This is a genomic window from Pseudomonas fontis (assembly GCF_028656955.1).
Taxonomy (GTDB): domain Bacteria; phylum Pseudomonadota; class Gammaproteobacteria; order Pseudomonadales; family Pseudomonadaceae; genus Aquipseudomonas; species Aquipseudomonas fontis.
The window spans coordinates 24,976-43,890 of sequence record NZ_JAMDGY010000020.1; the positions used below are offsets into that span (position 1 = coordinate 24,976).

The 18,915-nt window shown below is 64.8% G+C and carries 13 protein-coding genes and 1 pseudogene; 11 read left to right on the top strand and 3 right to left on the bottom strand.

Features of this window, described 5'->3' with window-relative positions; all coding sequences use genetic code 11:
* The first annotated feature begins 51 nt into the window (after positions 1-51).
* From ccoG to M5G11_RS07490, 8 genes are all read left to right on the top strand, one after another.
* Positions 52-1,464: a cytochrome c oxidase accessory protein CcoG gene (ccoG, locus tag M5G11_RS07455; protein ID WP_273911145.1), complete on the top strand. Its 1,413-nt coding sequence runs from the start codon at positions 52-54 to the stop codon at positions 1,462-1,464.
* A 12-nt stretch (positions 1,465-1,476) separates the two neighbouring features.
* A complete protein-coding gene (locus M5G11_RS07460; protein WP_273911144.1) occupies positions 1,477-2,016 on the top strand; it encodes a FixH family protein in 540 nt (179 codons plus the stop codon).
* A 106-nt stretch (positions 2,017-2,122) separates the two neighbouring features.
* The gene (locus M5G11_RS07465) at positions 2,123-4,576 is read left to right on the top strand and encodes a heavy metal translocating P-type ATPase (RefSeq protein ID WP_273911143.1); all 2,454 of its coding nucleotides are present in this window, start codon (positions 2,123-2,125) and stop codon (positions 4,574-4,576) included.
* A 12-nt stretch (positions 4,577-4,588) separates the two neighbouring features.
* Entirely contained in the window at positions 4,589-4,804 is a 216-nt protein-coding gene (gene ccoS, locus M5G11_RS07470; protein WP_273911142.1) for a cbb3-type cytochrome oxidase assembly protein CcoS, read from the top strand.
* On the top strand, positions 4,797-5,480 hold the full coding sequence (locus M5G11_RS07475) for a sulfite exporter TauE/SafE family protein (protein WP_273911141.1): 684 nt from the start codon (positions 4,797-4,799) through the stop codon (positions 5,478-5,480). The genes ccoS and M5G11_RS07475 overlap by 8 nt, the downstream gene beginning before the upstream one ends.
* An 82-nt stretch (positions 5,481-5,562) precedes the next feature.
* Positions 5,563-6,945, top strand: a complete 1,383-nt coding sequence (gene hemN, locus M5G11_RS07480; RefSeq protein ID WP_273911140.1) for an oxygen-independent coproporphyrinogen III oxidase — start codon at positions 5,563-5,565, stop codon at positions 6,943-6,945.
* Positions 6,946-7,061: 116 nt separating this feature from the next.
* Positions 7,062-7,796, top strand: a complete 735-nt coding sequence (fnrA, locus tag M5G11_RS07485; protein ID WP_273911139.1) for a Crp/Fnr family transcriptional regulator FnrA — start codon at positions 7,062-7,064, stop codon at positions 7,794-7,796.
* 53 nt (positions 7,797-7,849) lie between these two features.
* Positions 7,850-8,398: an adenine phosphoribosyltransferase gene (locus M5G11_RS07490; RefSeq protein ID WP_273911138.1), complete on the top strand. Its 549-nt coding sequence runs from the start codon at positions 7,850-7,852 to the stop codon at positions 8,396-8,398.
* Between the two features lie 148 nt (positions 8,399-8,546).
* On the opposite strand, the gene recR is transcribed toward M5G11_RS07490, so the two are convergent.
* The 3 genes from recR to dnaX form a co-directional block, all read right to left on the bottom strand.
* Complete coding sequence (gene recR, locus M5G11_RS07495) at positions 8,547-9,149, bottom strand: recombination mediator RecR (RefSeq protein WP_273911137.1); 603 nt, start codon at positions 9,147-9,149, stop codon at positions 8,547-8,549.
* Positions 9,150-9,247: 98 nt separating this feature from the next.
* Positions 9,248-9,574, bottom strand: coding sequence for a YbaB/EbfC family nucleoid-associated protein (locus M5G11_RS07500; protein WP_273911136.1), 327 nt, complete (start codon positions 9,572-9,574; stop codon positions 9,248-9,250).
* A 65-nt stretch (positions 9,575-9,639) separates the two neighbouring features.
* Positions 9,640-11,676, bottom strand: coding sequence for a DNA polymerase III subunit gamma/tau (gene dnaX, locus M5G11_RS07505; RefSeq protein WP_273911135.1), 2,037 nt, complete (start codon positions 11,674-11,676; stop codon positions 9,640-9,642).
* A 530-nt stretch (positions 11,677-12,206) separates the two neighbouring features.
* Here dnaX and M5G11_RS07510 point away from each other — a divergent pair.
* The 3 genes and pseudogenes from M5G11_RS07510 to M5G11_RS07520 all read left to right on the top strand — a co-directional run bounded on the left by M5G11_RS07510 (position 12,207) and on the right by M5G11_RS07520 (position 18,910).
* Positions 12,207-14,393, top strand: coding sequence for a hypothetical protein (locus tag M5G11_RS07510; RefSeq protein WP_273911134.1), 2,187 nt, complete (start codon positions 12,207-12,209; stop codon positions 14,391-14,393).
* 18 nt (positions 14,394-14,411) lie between these two features.
* A pseudogene (locus M5G11_RS07515) lies at positions 14,412-16,058 on the top strand (glycosyl transferase family protein); the annotation flags it as partial.
* A gap of 50 nt (positions 16,059-16,108) precedes the next feature.
* Positions 16,109-18,910, top strand: a complete 2,802-nt coding sequence (locus M5G11_RS07520) for an NfrA family protein (protein WP_273911133.1) — start codon at positions 16,109-16,111, stop codon at positions 18,908-18,910.
* Positions 18,911-18,915: the final 5 nt, after the last annotated feature.

Genomic DNA, 18,915 nt, shown 5'->3' on the forward strand with positions numbered 1-18,915 from the left:
CGGTCGGCACGCACTGATCGCGGCATACTTCCACTGCCGTGGGACTCAATGATGAGCAAGCAGATTCCGGTACATGATGTAACCCCGCCTGCCAAGCACGATACCAGCGTGGACCTCTACGCCTCTCGCGACAAAATCTACACCCGTGCCTTCACCGGCCTGTTCCGCAACCTGCGCATGGCAGGCGGTGCACTCCTCTTCCTGTTGTACTTCGGCACCGTATGGTTGAATTGGGGTGGCCACCAGGCCGTCTGGTGGAACCTGCCGGAGCGCAAGTTCTACATCTTCGGCACCACCATCTGGCCACAGGACTTCATCCTCCTCTCTGGCATCCTGATCGTCGCCGCCTTCGGCCTGTTCTTCATCACTGTATTCGCCGGGCGCGTCTGGTGCGGCTACACCTGCCCGCAAAGCGTCTGGACCTGGATCTACATGTGGTGCGAAAAGGTCACCGAAGGCGACCGCAACCAGCGCATCAAGCTGGACAAGGCGCCCATGAGCGGCAACAAGCTCCTGCGCAAGCTCGCCAAGCACAGCCTGTGGCTGCTGATCGGCTTCGCCACCGGCATGACCTTCGTCGGCTATTTCGCGCCGATCCGCGAACTGAGCATCGAATTCTTCACCGGCCAGGCCGACGGCTGGGCGTATTTCTGGGTTGGCTTCTTCACCCTGGCCACCTACGGCAATGCCGGCTGGCTGCGCGAGCAGGTGTGCATCTACATGTGCCCGTATGCGCGTTTCCAGAGCGTGATGTTCGACAAGGACACGCTGATCGTCTCCTACGACCCGCGCCGCGGCGAAGTGCGCGGCCCGCGCAAGAAAGACGTCGACTACAAGGCCAAGGGCCTGGGCGACTGCATCGACTGCACCATGTGTGTACAGGTCTGCCCGACCGGCATCGACATCCGTGACGGCCTGCAGATCGAATGCATCGGCTGCGCCGCTTGCATCGACGCCTGCGACAGCATCATGGACAAGATGAACTACCCACGCGGGCTGATCAGCTATACCACCGAACACAACCTCTCCGGACAGAAGACCCACATGGCGCGACCGCGCCTGATCGGTTACTTCATCGTCCTGCTGGTGATGATCGGCTTGCTCGCCACGGCGTTCTTCATGCGCTCGCTGGTCGGCTTCGACGTCAGCAAGGACCGCGTGTTGTACCGCGAGAACGCCCAGGGCCGGATCGAGAACGTCTACAGCCTGAAAGTCATGAACAAGGATCAACGCGACCACGTCTACGTGCTCGATGCCAGCGGCCTGCCGGGCCTGAAGCTGGAAGGCGCGCGGGAGATCCGCGTCGAGGCCGGCGACATCGTCAGCCTGCCGGTACAACTGTCGATGGCCCCGGAACAACTGCCATCGACCACCAACGACGTCACCTTCACCCTCAAGGATGCCGACGACAGCGGCACCGAGGTCCAAGCCAAGAGCCGGTTCATCGGCCCACAAATTCGTTAAGAGAGCACTTACATGCCTGCAGCTACCGCCACCAGCCCCTGGTACAAGCACCTCTGGCCCTGGATCATCATCGGCGTACTGGCCACCTCGGTGACCCTGAGCCTGACCATGGTGACCATTGCCGTGAACAACCCGGACAACCTGGTCAACGACAACTATTACGAGGCCGGCAAGGGCATCAACCGTTCGCTGGACCGCGAGTTGCTGGCGCAGACCCTCAAGCTCAAGGCGAACATTCACCTGGATGAGCTGACCGGTGAAGTCGAGCTGCGCCTGAGCGGTAGCAGCCTGCCGCAAACCCTGGAGCTGAACCTGATCTCGCCGACCCAGCCGGAAAAGGACCGCAAGATCGCCCTGGCCCAGAGCCCAAGCGAAGCGGGCCGTTACCTGGGCCAGTTGAATGACAAGGTTGAAGGACGGCGCTTCGTCGAACTGCTGGGCAGCCAGGAGGGCCAGGTATGGCGTTTGTTCGAGGAAGAACTGGTTGGCCATGACAAGAACCTGGTGCTCGGTGATGAAGCGCTGCAAGGGGCTGAACACCTCGACAAATGAGTTGCCCCCATCGCCGGCAAGGCCGGCTCCCACAGAGTACCCTTACACCCCTGTGGGAGCCGGCCTTGCCGGCGATAAGCTCACCACCGAATAACGACAGAACTCCATGACCAGCCCAACGCCTTGCTACCACTGCGCCCTGCCCGTCCCGGCCGGCAGCCACTTCACCGCCGTGGTGCTGGGCGAGTCGCGCCCGTTCTGCTGCCCCGGCTGCCAGGCGGTGGCCGAGGCCATCGTCGCCGGCAACCTGGAGAGCTACTACCAGCACCGCAGCGAAGCCAGCGCCAACCCCGAGGCCCTGCCCCAGCAACTGGTCGACGAGCTGGCCCTGTACGACCGCGCCGATGTGCAAAAGCCCTTCGTGCGTCACACGGGTGAACTGGCCGAAACAACCTTGCTGATCGAGGGCATCAGTTGCGCCGCCTGCGGCTGGCTGATCGAGAAACACCTGCGCAACGTACCCGGCGTCAGCGAAGCGCGGCTGAACCTGTCCAACCACCGCCTGTACGTGAACTGGAGCGACAGCCAACTGCCGCTCTCACGCCTGCTCGCCGAGTTGCGCCAGATCGGCTACGCCGCCCACCCCTACCAGGCTGACCGCGCAGCCGAGCAACTGGCCAGCGAAAACCGCACCGCCCTGCGCCAGCTCGGGGTCGCCGGCCTGCTGTGGTTCCAGGCGATGATGGCGACCATGGCCACCTGGCCCGAATTCAATATCGACCTGAGCCCTGAGCTGCACACCATCCTGCGCTGGGTCGCGCTGTTCCTCACCACGCCCATTGTGTTCTACAGCTGTGCGCCGTTTTTCCGTGGTGCCGCCCGCGACATCCGCACTCGCCACCTGACCATGGACGTCTCGGTTTCGTTGGCCATCGGCCTGGCCTATTTCGCCGGGATCTGGACCGCGATCACCGGTAGTGGCGAACTGTATTTCGATGCCGTCGGCATGTTTGCCCTGTTCCTGCTGGCCGGCCGCTACCTGGAGCGCCGCGCCCGCGAGCGCACTGCCGCGGCCACAGCCCAGTTGGTCAACCTGCTGCCCGCCTCGTGCCTGCGCCTGAATGCCGACGGCAGCAACGAGCGCATCCTGCTGCGCGAGCTGCAACTGGGTGACCGCGTGCTGGTCCACCCGGGCGCCGTGCTCCCGGCAGACGGGCGCATCGTCGAAGGCCAGTCGAGCATCGACGAGTCGCTGCTGACCGGTGAATACCTGCCCCAGGCCCGCCAACGCGGCGATGCCGTCACCGCCGGCACGCTGAACGTGGAAAGCCCACTGACCGTCGAAGTCCAGGCGCTGGGCCACGACACCCGCCTGTCAGCCATCGTTCGCCTGCTCGAACGCGCACAGTCGGAAAAACCACGCCTGGCAGAAATCGCCGACCGCGCCTCGCAGTGGTTCCTGCTGTTCTCGCTGGTCGCGGCCGCCGCCATCGGCCTGCTGTGGTGGCAGCTGGACCCATCGCGAGCGTTCTGGATCGTCCTGGCCATGCTCGTCGCCACCTGCCCGTGCGCCCTGTCGCTGGCGACCCCGACCGCACTGACCGCTGCCACCGGCACGCTGCACAAACTCGGCCTGCTGCTGACCCGAGGCCACGTGCTCGAAGGCCTGAACCAGATTGACACAGTGATTTTCGACAAGACCGGCACCCTCACCGAAGGCCGCTTGACCCTGCGCGCCATCCGCCCCCTGGGCAGGCTGGACGCCGATCAATGCCTGCGCCTGGCCGCCGCCCTGGAAAACCGCTCCGAGCACCCGATTGCCCGGGCATTCGGGCGCACCGTGGCGATTGCCGAGAACGTACAGACCAGCCCCGGGCTGGGCCTTAAAGGCCAGGTTGAAGGCCACTCGCTGCGCATCGGCCAGCCGGCGTTCGTCTGCGCCCTGAGCCAGGCCGCCATGCCCGACATGCCCGACGAACCCGGCCAGTGGCTGCTGCTGGGCGACGACCAGGGCCCGCTGGCCTGGTTCGTCCTCGACGACCGCCTGCGCGCGGATGCCGCCGACCTGCTCGCCGCCTGCCGTGCACGCGGCTGGCAAACCCTGCTGCTGTCTGGCGACAGCTCGCCAATGGTCGCCAGCGTTGCCGCCGAGCTGCAGATCGACCAGGCCATCGGCGGCCTGCGCCCGGACGACAAGCTGCAGCGCCTCAAGGCCCTGCAACAGCAAGGGCGCAAAGTGCTGATGCTCGGCGACGGGGTCAACGACGTACCGGTGCTGGCCGCTGCCGACATCAGCATCGCCATGGGCTCGGCCACCGACCTGGCCAAGACCAGCGCCGACGCGGTACTGCTGTCCAACCGCCTGGACGCACTGATACAAGCCTTCAGCCTGGCCCGGCGCACACGCCGGATCATTATCGAGAACCTGCTGTGGGCAGGCTTGTATAATGGCCTCATGTTGCCGTTCGCCGCGCTGGGCTGGATCACTCCGATCTGGGCGGCGGTCGGCATGTCGGTGAGCTCATTGATCGTGGTGCTCAACGCCCTGCGCCTGACCCGCATCCGCGGACCGGCCAGTGCCGCCAGCCCACACACCGCCAGCCACCCTGCCACGGCCTGACCAGGAGACACCATGCCCGCGCTCTACGTCATGATCCCGGCCGCACTGCTGATCGTCGCCATCGCCGTATACATCTTCTTCTGGGCGGTGGACAGCGGCCAGTACGACGACCTCGACGGCCCAGCCCACAGCATCCTGTTCGACGACCAGGACCCGAACCACCAGGCCGCGCTGAACGAAGGCAAGCCGACCCCACCCGACGACCAAGGCCCGCCGCCCCGTGCTTGAATTGCTGCCCCTGCTCAGTTCCGCGCTGATCCTCGGCCTGCTCGGCGGCGGCCATTGCCTGGGCATGTGCGGCGGCCTGATGGGCGCCCTGACCCTGGCCATCCCCAAGGAGCAGCGCAGCCGCCGCTTTCGCCTGCTGCTGGCCTACAACCTTGGGCGCATCCTCAGTTATGCCACCGCCGGCCTGCTGCTCGGCCTGGCGGGCTGGGCGCTGGCCGACAGCCCGCTGGCCAGTGGCATGCGCGTGGTGGCGGCGCTGCTGTTGATCACCATGGGGTTGTACCTGGCCGGCTGGTGGAGCGGCCTGACCCGCATCGAAAGCCTGGGGCGCGGCCTGTGGCGGCATATCCAGCCGGTCGCCACGCGCCTGCTGCCAGTTTCCAGCCTGCCGCGTGCGCTGCTGTTGGGCGCCCTCTGGGGTTGGCTGCCATGCGGGCTGGTCTACAGCACCCTGCTGTGGGCTGCCAGCCAGGGCAATGCGGCCAACAGCGCGCTGCTGATGCTCGCCTTCGGCCTGGGCACCTGGCCGGTTTTACTGGCTACAGGGCTGGCCGCCGAGCGCACCACCGCCCTGCTGCGCAAGCGTGGCGTGCGCATTACCGGTGGCCTGCTGGTGATCCTGTTTGGCCTCTGGACCCTGCCGGGCCCGCACCAGCACTGGCTTATGGGCCACTGAAGGGCTTTTGATACAAGTCAACACGCCCTGGTGACGCACTCCCTAGACTCCGGACACTGCCTCCATTCCAGGGACTGCCGCCATGATCGAAGCCCTCCGCTGGGACCCTGACCTGATTCGTCGTTACGATCTGGCCGGCCCGCGCTACACCTCCTACCCAACCGCCGTGCAATTGCATAACCAGGTCGGCTCGTTCGACCTGCTGCACGCGCTGCGTGACAGCCGCCGGGTCGCCCGCCCGCTGTCACTGTATGTGCACGTGCCGTTCTGCGCGAACATCTGCTACTACTGCGCCTGCAACAAGGTCATCACCAAGGACCGCGGCCGCGCCCAACCCTACCTGCAACGCCTGGAGCACGAGATCCAACTGATCGCCTGCCACCTGGACCCCAAGCAGACCGTCGAGCAACTGCACCTGGGCGGCGGCACACCGACCTTTCTCAGCCATGTCGAACTGCGCCAGCTGATGGCCCACCTGCGCCAGCACTTCAACCTGCTGGATGACGACTCCGGCGACTACGGCATCGAGATCGACCCGCGCGAGGCCGACTGGTCGACCATGGGCCTGCTGCGCGAACTGGGCTTCAACCGGGTGAGCCTGGGCGTGCAGGACCTCGACCCGGTGGTGCAGCGGGCGATCAACCGCCTGCAAAGCCTGGAACAGACCCGCGCCATCATCGAGGCCGCGCGCACCCTGCAGTTTCGCTCGATCAACCTGGACCTGATCTACGGCCTACCCAAACAGACCCCGGAAGGCTTTGCCCGCAGCGTCGAAGAAGTGATCAAGCTGCAGCCCGATCGCTTGTCGGTGTTCAACTACGCCCACCTGCCGGAACGCTTCATGCCCCAGCGCCGCATCGACGCCAGCGATCTACCCTCGCCGGCGGCCAAGCTGGAAATGCTCGAACGCACCATCGAACAGCTGACCGGCGCCGGCTACCGCTACATCGGCATGGACCACTTTGCCCTGCCCGACGACGAACTGGCGATTGCCCAGGAAGAGTCGACCCTGCAGCGCAACTTCCAGGGCTACACCACCCACGGGCATTGCGACCTGATTGGCCTGGGGGTGTCTTCGATCAGCCAGATCGGCGACCTGTACTGCCAGAACAGCAGCGACCTCAACGAATACCAGAACGCCCTGGATGCCGCGCAATTGGCGACACATCGCGGGCTGATCTGCAACCAGGACGACCGCGTGCGCCGCGCCGTCATCCAGCAACTGATCTGCCATTTCGAGCTGGACTTCGAAACCATCGAGCAAGCCTTCACCCTCGACTTTCGCGGCTACTTCAGCGAGCAGTGGCCTGCCCTCGAAGCCATGGCCAATGACGGCCTGATCAAGCTGGAAAAGGACCGCATCGAAGTGCTGCCGGCGGGCCGGCTGCTGGTGCGCTCGGTGTGCATGGTGTTCGATGGCTACCTGGACTTGCACAATCGCCAGCGGTTTTCTCGGGTTATCTGAACGATCCAGACGCGGAATGCATACAAAATGGCCAGCAAATTGGCCAAACTAGCCTAGGCCGGGGTGACTGCTGTACCCTTACGGCTTATGTGTGCTTTCCCACAAGGATCGAAGAAATGTCCGAGCCAGTTAAACTGCGCCCTCACAACCAGGCCCACTGCAAGGATTGCAGCCTGGCGCCACTGTGCCTGCCTCTGTCACTGAACCTAGAAGACATGGATGCACTGGATGACATCGTCAAACGCGGGCGACCGCTGAAAAAAGGCGAGTTCCTCTTCCGGCAGGGTGACAATTTCGGCTCCGTTTACGCGGTGCGTTCCGGCGCCCTGAAAACCTTCAGCCTGAGCGACAGCGGTGAAGAGCAGATCACCGGCTTCCACCTGCCCAGCGAGCTGGTCGGCCTGTCCGGCATGGACACCGAGGCCTACCCGGTTTCGGCGCAGGCGCAGGAAACAACTTCCGTTTGCGAAATCCCCTTCGAGCGCCTGGACGAGCTGTCGGTACAGCTGCCACAGCTGCGTCGCCAGCTGATGCGCGTGATGAGCCGGGAGATCCGTGACGACCAGCAAATGATGCTGTTGTTGTCGAAGAAGACCGCCGACGAGCGTATTGCCACCTTCCTGGTCAACCTGTCGGCGCGCTTCCGTGCCCGGGGTTATTCGGCCAACCAGTTCCGCCTGAGCATGTCGCGCAACGAGATCGGCAACTACCTGGGCCTGGCGGTGGAAACCGTGTCGCGGGTGTTCACCCGCTTCCAGCAGAACGGCTTGATCGAGGCGGAAGGCAAGGAAGTGCGGATCATCGATCCGATCCAGCTGTGCGCCCTGGCGGGTGGTTCGGCGGAGAGCTGAAATCGCTGACAGCGGGTATACTGCCGACGTTTGTTCTTCAGGATACCCGCCCCATGCATAGCGACAGCTTCGACCTCAAATCCCTGATCCGCCCGGTACCGGACTTCCCCAAGCCAGGCGTGATCTTCCGTGACATCACCCCGTTGTTCCAGTCGCCACGGGGCCTGCGCTATGTCGCCGACCAATTCATCGAACGCTATGTCGAGGCTGAATTCAGCCATATCGGCGCGATGGATGCGCGCGGCTTCCTGATCGGCTCGATCGTGGCCCACCAACTGAACAAGCCGCTGATCCTGTTCCGCAAGCAGGGCAAGCTGCCAGCTGACGTGCTGTCCGAGGGTTACCAGACCGAGTACGGCGAGGCCTTCCTGGAAGTGCACGCCGACAGCCTGTGTGAAGGCGATGCGATCCTGATCTTCGATGACCTGATTGCCACCGGCGGTACGCTGCTGGCAGCGGCCAACCTGGTGCGTCGCATGGGGGCTGAGGTGTTTGAGGCGGCGGCGATCATTGATCTGCCGGAGCTGGGGGGTTCGCAGAAGTTGCAGGACGCCAGGATTCCTACGTTCTGCCTGACCGAGTTCTCGCTCAGCGAGCGTTGAACTTGAAGCCAGGGGTGCTTCGCACCCCATTGCTGGCGAGGGTAGCCGCTGCCGTGAGGCTGCGCTCGCCTGCATAGCAGGCGCCGCCTTTGGGAGCCCTCTCGGGCTCCAGCACAGCCTGACGGCAGCGGCTACAGAAGCTCTCAGGTCACAGCGAGATCGGCCTGCGCCCGGCAAAGGAATGCGCCAGCGTCCCGCCATCGACCAGCTCCAGCTCACCACCCAGCGGCACGCCATGGGCGATCCGCGAAGCCACCAGACCCTTGTCGACCAACAACTGGGCGATATAGTGCGCCGTCGCCTCCCCTTCCACGGTAGGGTTGGTCGCCAGGATCACCTCGGTAAAACTGCCCTGCTCGGCAATCCGCGTCATCAATTGCGGAATGCCAATCGCCTCAGGCCCCAGACCATCCAGCGGCGACAAGTGCCCCTTGAGCACAAAGTAGCGCCCGCGATAACCGGTCTGCTCCACCGCATACACATCCATCGGCCCCTCGACCACACACAGCAAGGTGTCGTCACGGCGCGGGTCGGAGCACTGCGGGCAGAGTTCCTGCTCGGTCAGCGTACGGCACTGGCGGCAATGGCCAACCCCTTCCATGGCCTGGGTCAGGGCCTGGGCCAGGCGCACACCCCCGCTGCGGTCGCGCTCAAGCAGTTGCAAGGCCATGCGCTGGGCGGTTTTCTGGCCGACACCGGGCAAAATGCGCAAGGCGTCGATCAGTTGGCGAATCAGTGGGCTGAAGCTCATGGTCAAAGGCCTGAAATTGCAAATGTTGGACAAGAAACGACGATGGGAGCAAACAGCTTCACAGCTGCGCTCCCACCGTAGGTCAAACAGGTGTCGTCTTAGAACGGCATCTTGAAGCCTGGTGGCAGCTGCATGCCAGCGGTCATGCCGCCCATTTTATCCTGGCTGTTCGCCTCGACCTTGCGCACGGCGTCGTTGACGGCAGCGGCGATCAGGTCTTCCAGTACTTCCTTGTCTTCCTGCATCAGGCTGTCGTCCAGGCTGATGCGCTTGACGTCATGACGACCGGTCATGACCACGCTGACCAGGCCGGCGCCGGATTGGCCGGTCACTTCGGCGTTGGCCAGCTCTTCCTGCATCTTGGCCATTTTTTCCTGCATCTGCTGTGCCTGCTTCATCAGGCCGGCCATGCCACCTTTCATCATGGGAATCACCTCGGTATCACGTTACGGGGTGCGCCACGGCTCAAGCCCGGCGCAAGGGTATTCGGTTATTCGCCCTGGCTGACCAGGGCATCCACAGGTTCAATACTATCGTGGCGCACGGTGGCGCCGAACTGCTTGATCATCTGCTGGATGAACGGATCGTTTTCAATCGACGCTTCCGCTTCACGCTGACGGTTGGCACGCTTGCGTGACGCCGCCTGGGCCGGGGTTTCCTGCTCCGGGCGAATCAGCTCGATGGTCAGGCTCAGGGTACGCCCTACGGCCTGGTTCAGCGCGTCATTCAGGCGCCGCTGCTGGGTGGCGTTGAACAAGGCACTGTGGTTCGGGTCCAGGTGCAGCAGCCAGTGGTCCCCTTCAACCGCCATCAGGGTACAGTTGGCCGCGATATTGCCGGTCATCCCGGAAATCGACAACTGCGGGAACAATTCCAGCCATTGCAGGGCCAGCCCCGTGGCCGGCTGCGCGGCAGGCTCCGGCTCAGGTTCGGCGACAGGCTCCGCCACGCTCTCGCTGGCCAGCTCATCCAGGTAGCTGTAACCGACCGGGTCGATTTCAGCATCGTAATAGTCTTCGTCCAGCGGTGGTTCGTCGTCGCGATCCATACCGGCCGGGCTGTAGCTGATGTCTTCAGCTGGCGGCTCCTCGTGATGCGGGATCGCTGGCGCCTCAACGGCAACAGGGGCAACCACCTCAGGTGCTGCCACTGGCTCGGGCTCAGGATCTGCCGCAAGCGGTGCACTGGGCTCGTTCCACGGCAGGTCAACTTCCGGCTCGGCCACCACGGGCTCAGGCTCAGGAGCACGCTGCTGTACCGGCGCGGGTTCGGGCTCAGGCACAACCACCGATACGGGCTCGGGCTCGGGCTCAGACTCAACAACGGGCGCGGGCGCAACCACTGGCGCAGCGACGGTGACCGGGGCCACCGCTGCCGGGGAATCAGCTGTGGCCTGGCTGATCCCCACTGGCTTTAGCGCCGGTATCGGTGCGTTGCTGGTGTCCGCCGGGCGGAACGCCAGCATCCGCAGCAGAACCATCTCGAAGCCGCCGCGCGGCTCCGGTGCCAGCGGCAGGTCGCGGCGGCCGATCAGGCCCATCTGGTAATAGAACTGCACGTCTTCGGCCGGCAACGCCTGGGCCAGCGCCAGCACTCGGTCACGATCGCCTTGGCCGTTGTCGACTGCCTCAGGCAGGGCCTGAGCAATGGCCACACGGTGCAGCACGTTGAGTATTTCCGAGAGCACGCCGTTCCAGTCCGGGCCCTGCTCGGCCAGGTGGCGCACCGCTTCAAGCAAGGCCCGCGCATCACCTTCAAGCAACGCCTGAAGTACGCCGTAGACCTGGCCGTGGTCGAGCGTGCCGAGCATTGCCCGCACATCCGCCGCCAGCACCTTGCCTTCACCGAAGGCGATCGCCTGGTCGGTCAGGCTCATGGCATCGCGCATCGAACCATCAGCAGCGCGGCCCAGCAGCCACAGCGCATCGTCTTCGAACGGCACGTTCTCGACCCCGAGTACATGGCTCAGGTGCTCGACTACCCGCTCCGGGGTCATGTTCTTCAGCGAGAACTGCAGGCAGCGCGACAAAATAGTTGCAGGAAGTTTCTGCGGATCGGTCGTCGCGAGAATGAACTTCACGTAGGGCGGCGGTTCTTCCAGGGTCTTCAACAGGGCGTTGAACGAGTGGCTGGAGAGCATGTGCACTTCGTCGATCAGGTAGACCTTGAAGCGCCCGCGGCTCGGGGCGTACTGCACGTTGTCGAGCAGTTCGCGGGTGTCTTCGACCTTGGTGCGGCTCGCGGCGTCGATCTCGATCAGGTCGACGAAGCGGCCTTCGTCGATCTCCCGGCACACCGAACAGGTGCCGCAGGGTGTCGAGGTGATACCGGTTTCGCAGTTGACGCACTTGGCGATGATCCGCGCGATGGTGGTCTTGCCCACGCCGCGGGTACCGGTGAATAGATAGGCATGGTGCAGGCGCTGGTTGTCCAGCGCGTTGATCAGGGCCTTGAGCACATGGGTCTGGCCGACCATTTCGCGGAACGAGCGCGGACGCCATTTACGTGCAAGAACCTGATAACTCATCGAAAACCGTCGAATAGATTGACCAAAGACCGCTAATCCTAGCGGAGCGGGGCACAAATTGCATCCGCCGCGCACGTGGCGAGGCTGGCAATCCGGCCACAGGCAACCTGCATACGCTCCAAGGCCTGCCTTACCTGCCAATAAAGGTAGGCCAGCACTCAAACAGCACTGCCCGACAAGGCCGCCCGCCTGTCGAGTTCGCCCTGCGAGGCGTGACCGAGGCCAGATTAAACACGTCGAAACGTGTAGGAAATACGATAAGTCAAAAAAACGTCACCAAAAAACCATACGCGGCCAAATGTCGCGTCAATGCGTTTAATAGCGACCAAATCTTGACACGTGGCGTACTAATACTACACAGTCCGCCCCGTCGCCACGCGATGGCTGGGTATTCACACGGAATTTGTGTCAACCCGCTACGCTCGCCGCCGATTTTTCCTTAGATAAAAAGGCTTCCTCTCATAGCATCTCGATAAATCGAGGTGGTGAATGACTGCTGCCGTCACTTTTCCAACTCACTGGACAGATTTTTGACTCGTATGCACTGCACTCGCCTTTTCCAGCACGCGCTGCTGCTCGCCCCGTTCGCCCTGCCATTGACGGCCCACGCCTCGCCTAGCAGCGACGCCTTGCGTACGCTGGCTCAGGACGACTGGGTGACGCGCAGCGTATCGCTGGCAGAGCTGGGCATTACCAACCCGGTGGTGCTCGACCAGAGCGACAACCACCAGGCGTTCTTCCTGCCGGTGCCCAAGGGCGTGGCGTTGAGCGAGGCAGTGATCGAGGTGCGCGGCGACTTCATCAGGGGCGAAGCCATCGCACCTACCCTGAAGATGGCCGTCGACGGCCGCCCCCTGCTCGCCCAACGGGTCAGCGACGAGGCCGGCAAGATCAGCCGCACGCTGCCGGTTGAGGCCCGTGGGCACGCCAACGGCTTTGTGCACTTCAGCCTCGACTGGAGCTCGCCGAACGGCCAGCAGCGCCTGTGCGAGCCGAATCGCCAGACGGCGAACATCTTCACCCTGCTGCCGAGCACCCAACTGAGCTACCGCTACCCGCTGGCGGCGCTTACCCAGCTGAGCGATGCCTGGAACACCCTGCCAGGCAAGCCGGTGATCCTGATCGCCGCGGGCAAGCTCGACAGCAGCAGTTTTGACAGCGCCTGGCGCCTGGGCGTAGCCCTGGAGCGCGCAGGTAAACGCACCCAGGTACGTGCACTGCCTGCGGTTGGTGACGCCATCAAGCGCAGCGGTTTCAGCGTGCCTACTGGCCTCAACAGTGTGCCGGCCTTTGCCGCGCTGGCTGGCGAAGGCAGCTACACCCTGAGCAACGCCGCCGAACTGGGCGCCTTGCTGGTGCTCGATGCCCCTGCCACGCGCGCCGATCTGGCCATTGCCGACAGCGCCCTGACCGGGCAGATCAACAGCGCACTGGATGCCCTGGCCGAGCAGCTGCGCGACGACCCTGAAGCGCTCAAGGCATTTGCCGACTGGCGCAGCCGCCATGCATCGCTGGCCGGCAAGCCCCTGCTCAGCCAGCAGGTGCAACTGGCCAGCCTCGGTCACCGGGCCGTCATCGCCCTGGCCGGCGACGCGGGTGCCAAGGCCTCCGGCCTGCTCGACACGCAGTGGCGCAATGTGCTGACCTCGCGCCAGGCCATCGTGCACGCCTCCGGCGGCGCACTGAGCAATAAAGACCACCTGCGCCTGAGCACGCTGGGCGGCAGCCACACCACCTTCGACGTGGTGACCCGTGGCGAGTGGACCGCCACCTTCCCGCTCAGCGCGGTGTCGGTGAACGGGCGCATGCCGGGTGAAGTGGTGTTTGACCTGTCCGCCGCCCCCGGCGCCTCGGCCACCCGCCCGGTGGCCTCGGTGATCTGGAACGGTGTGCTGCTCAACGCCAAGCAACTCGACGCCAACGGCCAGGCTGAACGCCTCAGCGCCCGCGTCCCCGGCTATGCCCTGGGCGTGAGCAACACCCTGCAAGTGCGCTTCCAGCGCCAGCCGGTGTCGCCGGACTGCGCTGAAATCCCCCAGGGCTACCCGGTGAACGTACTACCGAGCAGCTACCTGCAAGCCGCCAGCGCCGAACCCGACGGCACCTTCGTCGGCTTGCTGCCGCTGCTGGCCGGCAATGCCCAGGTGATCGTGGCCAACGTGGCACTGGAGCAACCCGCCGCCAACCTGCGCCAGATCATCCGCCTGGCCACCGCCGCGTCGATCTCGCCGGTGAACGCCGAGCTGACCCTGACCGATGGCACGCAAACCTATAAACCTTCCAAGCCGTTCCTGGCCCTGCAAGTGCCGCTGCAAGGCGCCAAGCCGCTGATCGACGTCGAAGCCGCCGAGCGCCTGCGCGCACATGGCGACGACAAGATCGCCGTCGACGTGCAAGGCCCGCAAGGCCTCAGCGCCATCTCGGTAGTCGAGTCCGCTGGCCAGCAGGGCGTGCTCTGGTACGCCCTGGGCGAACAGCCGGTAGTTCCACAGGACGCCTTCGTGCTGACCCGCGGCAACGCCGTGGTGCTGGGCGCTGCCGGCCCGCTGACCTGGGTCGACACCACTGACCCCGAGCTGAACCTGGGCGCGACGCCGTTCCACCAATGGCGCACCTACCTGGTGTGGGCGCTGCCGGTGTTCGCGGCCGTCCTCTTGCTGCTGTTGGTACTGGGTGTGTTGGCCCGCCGCAGCCGCCTCAAGCACAAAGGCAAGTAGGGCGCAGGCGAACCGATCATGTCCTCGCTCTACCTGCCCTACCTGCTGGCGGACTACTACCGCGGTCTCGAGATCGTGACTGCGGTTGTGGGCGTGTTGATCCTGCTGTCGAGCCTGGATGACCTGTTCATCGACGCCTGGTACTGGGTGCGCCAGCTCTACCGGCGCCTGCTGGTCAAGCGCCGGCGCTACCAGCCGCTGACCGCCGAACAGTTGCGCGCCAAACGCGAGCAGCCGCTGGCGATCATGATCCCGGCCTGGCTGGAATACGACGTGATCGCGCCAATGCTGGAGAACATGGTCGGCTCGCTGGAGTACAAGAACTACTTCATCTTCGTCGGCACCTACTGCAACGATGCGCGCACCATCGACGAAGTCGAGCGCATGCGTCGGCGCTACAAGCAGCTGATTCGCGTCGAAGTGCCCCACGACGGCCCGACCTGCAAGGCCGACTGCCTGAACTGGATCATCCAGGCGATCTTCGCCCACGAGAAGAGCCAGCCCGAGCCCTTCGCCGGGGCCATCCTGCACGACAGCGAAGACGTGCTGCACCACCTGGAACTGCACTACTTCAACTACCTGCTGCCGCGCATCGACTTCATCCAGTTACCGGTGACCTCGCTGGAACGGGACTGGTACGAACTGGTGGCCGGCACCTACATGGACGAGTTCGCCGAATGGCACACCAAGGACCTGGTGGTGCGCGAAAGCATGTCGCGCATGGTCCCCTCGGCCGGCGTCGGCACCTGTTTCTCGCGTCATGCCCTGCTGGAGCTGTCGGCCGAAACCGACAACCAGCCGTTCAACACCGACACCCTCACCGAGGACTACGACATCGGCACGCGCCTGGCGCGGCGCGGCATGAAGCAGATCTTCGGCAAGTTCCCGGTGGACTATGTAGCGCGCCGTACCACCTGGTTCGGTCACGGCCAGGAGAAGATGGTCGCCGTGCACATGCCGCTGGGCGTGCGCGAATACTTCCCCGACACCTTCCGCACCGCCTACCGGCAGAAGGCCCGCTGGACCCTGGGCATCGGCTTGCAGGGCTGGAGCCAGGTCGGCTGGGCCGGTTCGCTGGCCACCAAGTACCTGCTGTTCCGTGACCGCAAGGGCCTGATTACCTCCTTTATCGCGATCCTGGCCTACGTGCTGCTGTTCCAGCACCTGGTGTTCATGGTCTTGAGCGCGAGCGGCCTGTGGACCACCTTCTTCCCGTCGGCCTTCAAGCCGAGCAACGGCCTGCTCGACCTGATGTGGGCGAACACCGTGCTGCTGAGCCTGCGCATCCTCCAGCGGGGTTATTTCGTCGGCCGCCTGTATGGCTGGGAACATGCGCTGCTGTCGGCGCCACGGATGATCATCGGCAACTTCATCAACGCCATGGCCGCCGCCCGCGCCTGGCGCCTGTACCTGGGCTACCTGTTCCTCGGCAAGCAACTGGTGTGGGACAAGACCATGCACGACTTCCCCTCGGCCGATCAGCTCACCCAGCAGCGCCTGCGCCTGGGCGACCTGCTGATGTCCTGGCGCGCCATCGACGAGGCCTCGCTGGCCAAGGCCCTGGAAGCGCAAGCCGTGGAACACAAGCCACTGGGGCAGATCCTGCTCGAGCACGGCTACCTGGACGAAGCCACCCTGAACGAAGCGATCTCCTTCCAGAAGGACAACGCCCCCGCGCCGCTCGCTGAAACTGAACAACGGTCCCCTGCCCTGTCATGACGACGAATACCCACGCCCTCCTGCTCACCGCCGCCCTTTGCTGCAGCACCTCGTTACTGGCCCTGCCGGTACAGGCCGTTGCGGCCGAAGCCGCACTGGAAGGCGAAGCCTGGCAGCAAGCGGACCAGGCCTACCGCAGCTACGAAAACGGCCGCTATCGGGATGCCCTGAGCCAGGTGAATGCGGCGTTGAAGCTGCGCCCCGAGGTTGCCCGGCTGAACCTGCTCAAGGTCTATACCTTGCAGAAGCTCGGGCGCACCAGCGAAGCCCGCCAAGCCGCGCAAACGGCGCTCAAGCGCGGCGTCAACGATCCGGGCCTGCGCGCCGCCGTTAGCAACCTGCAAAGCACCCCGCGCAGCAGCGCCGCAGCCACCACCTCGGCGGCGTATCGCCGTGGTTTCCCGTTGGCCACCAAAGGCTATGCGGCGTACAACGCAGGTGATATGCCGGCGGCCGAGCGCGATGCCGAAAAGGCTTTTCGCGCCGACCCGAGCCAGGGGCCATGGGCCCTGCTCTGGCTGGACGCCCTTGAAGCCCAGCAAAAATGGGCCGAGGCCGAACGCGCAGCCGGCACCGCCATGGCCCTCGGCGCGCCCAATGGCAATGACCTCGATGCGCGTCGCCAGACCCTGAAACGGCGCATGGCCGTGCGTCCGGCCGAACTGGCCTACCAGGCGCTGATCGCCAACCGCCCAGGCGACGCCGTGGTGCTTGCCCGCGAAGCCGTCGGCCTGGCCCCGGACATCGCCAGCCATCGCCTGCTGCTGGTCACCTCGCTGCTGCTCGACAACCAGCCGGGCATGGCCGAACAGGCCGCCAGCGCGGCGCTGGAGCAGGACGACGAAAGCACCGTGATGTGGGTGATGCGCGGCTACCTGCGTGAGTTCCAGGGCAAGTCCAACAGCGCCCGCGCCGACTTCGACACGGCCCTGGCCCAGGATTGGCTTGACGAAGAACAACTGCGCAACGTGCGCCTGATCGCCGTGGATGCGGCGCTGGCACGCGGCGACAAGGCCCGCGCCAATGAGCTGTTGGCGCCGATGGATGTGGCCGACACGGCCGTGCTCCAGCGCCTGGCGGCAGCCAAGAAAGCCAGCCGCCCGAGCGCCGCGCTGACCCTGAGCAGCTACCCGGCGCCGCAGCAGTCCTGCCAGGACACGCCCTACGGCACCCAGTGCGAACTGCTGCCCGCCGACGCCGCGTCGGGCCCGGCCGGCCCTGCGACCGAAGCCTATGCCGCCTATGCCCGGCAGGACTACCAGGAAGCCATCCGCCAAGCCCGCACGGCGGTCGAACAGGCGCCGGACAACCTCGATTTCCAGCGCCTGCTGACCACCGCACTGGCCGCCGGCAACAGCCAGCAGGCCGCCGAGGCCGAGCAGCGCCTGTCCGATGCCATCGCCCGCTCGCCCAGCGATGCCAACCTGCTGATGCAGCGCGGCTACCTGCGCCAGCGCACCGGCCAGCCGGCCCGCGCCCGCCAGGATTTTCGCGCGGCCCGCGATACCGGCAACGCGCCGCCCACGGCGATCCTCGACGAGGCCTATGCGCTGTCGGCCATGGGTGACAACCCGGCGGCCGTGCGTCAACTGCGCCATGCCATCGACATGGATGATGCCGGCACGCTCGACCTCGACGACCAGCAACGCTACAACACACGCAACGCCATTGCCGGGCTGGACCGCGAATGGGGCGCGACGATGTCCCTGGGTTACCGGGGCGCGCGGCCGACCACTACGGTTGCCGGTGCTGGCCTGAGTACCTCGGGGGATGCGGTGTTCAGCACGGCCGAACTGTTCTGGCGGCCGACCCAGCTCAACAATCAGCGCGGCATGCTTGAGGTCTACGGACGCCTGACCAATACGCTGTATGACGAAGGCGGCGAGTTCGAATCGCAGAACGTCATCGACCCGTGCAGCGGCTCCTCGATTGCCGACACCCGTGCCAAGGACGACCGCACCAACGGCTCCAGCTCGGTAGCCGGGGTACCGAGCACCATCGGCGCGCTGGGCGTGCGCTACATGCTCTCCGACACCGGCTTCAGCTTCGGCCTGGAAAGACGCTTCTTCCTCGGCTCGGGCACCCGTGAAGGCACGGTGTATCCCGCTTCACGCAACGATCAATGCGAAATCCAGCAACGCATCCAGGCCGCCAACTCGGCCAGGGACCCGGACATCAACGGCATGCTCACCCGCTACAAGCTGGGTAGCAGCGCCGGCGGCTGGCTGTCGTACATCACCTACGGTTTCTACAAGGGCACCGAGCTGCGCCGCGATGAGCGCAGCTGGTTCACCATGGAAGGCTACACCCAGCTCGGCTACGCCTGGGAAGACAACGCCGCGAAATTTACCGCCTACGACGTCAACGGCAGCAAACCGACACGTGAACTGGCCGAATCCAACGGTCGCCTCAAGCGCCAGCAAACCTTCCTCAGTGGTGAGCTGCGCGTGGGCCGCAGCTTCCGTATCGACGCATTGAGCCCTAACCTGGTGGTTTACCCGTACGTCGTCGGCGCAGCGGACTGGATCCGCCAGAAAGACCGGGCGACTGATCTTGATTTCGCCAAGACCGACCTGATCGACCTCAGCGGCATCGACCAGTGGTCGCTCACGCGTGATGCCACTTCCTGGTCCATGGGCGTCGGCCCCGGCGTGAACCTGCGCTACTGGTTTCGCGAAGACCACTACAACACACCGCGCTCCTACCTCGACTGGTCTGTACAGTACCGCTTCCCGATTGGTGGCGGCGCCACCGAGCGGGCCAAGGGGCTGTTCATGAACCTGACGCTGTCGTACTAAAAGGA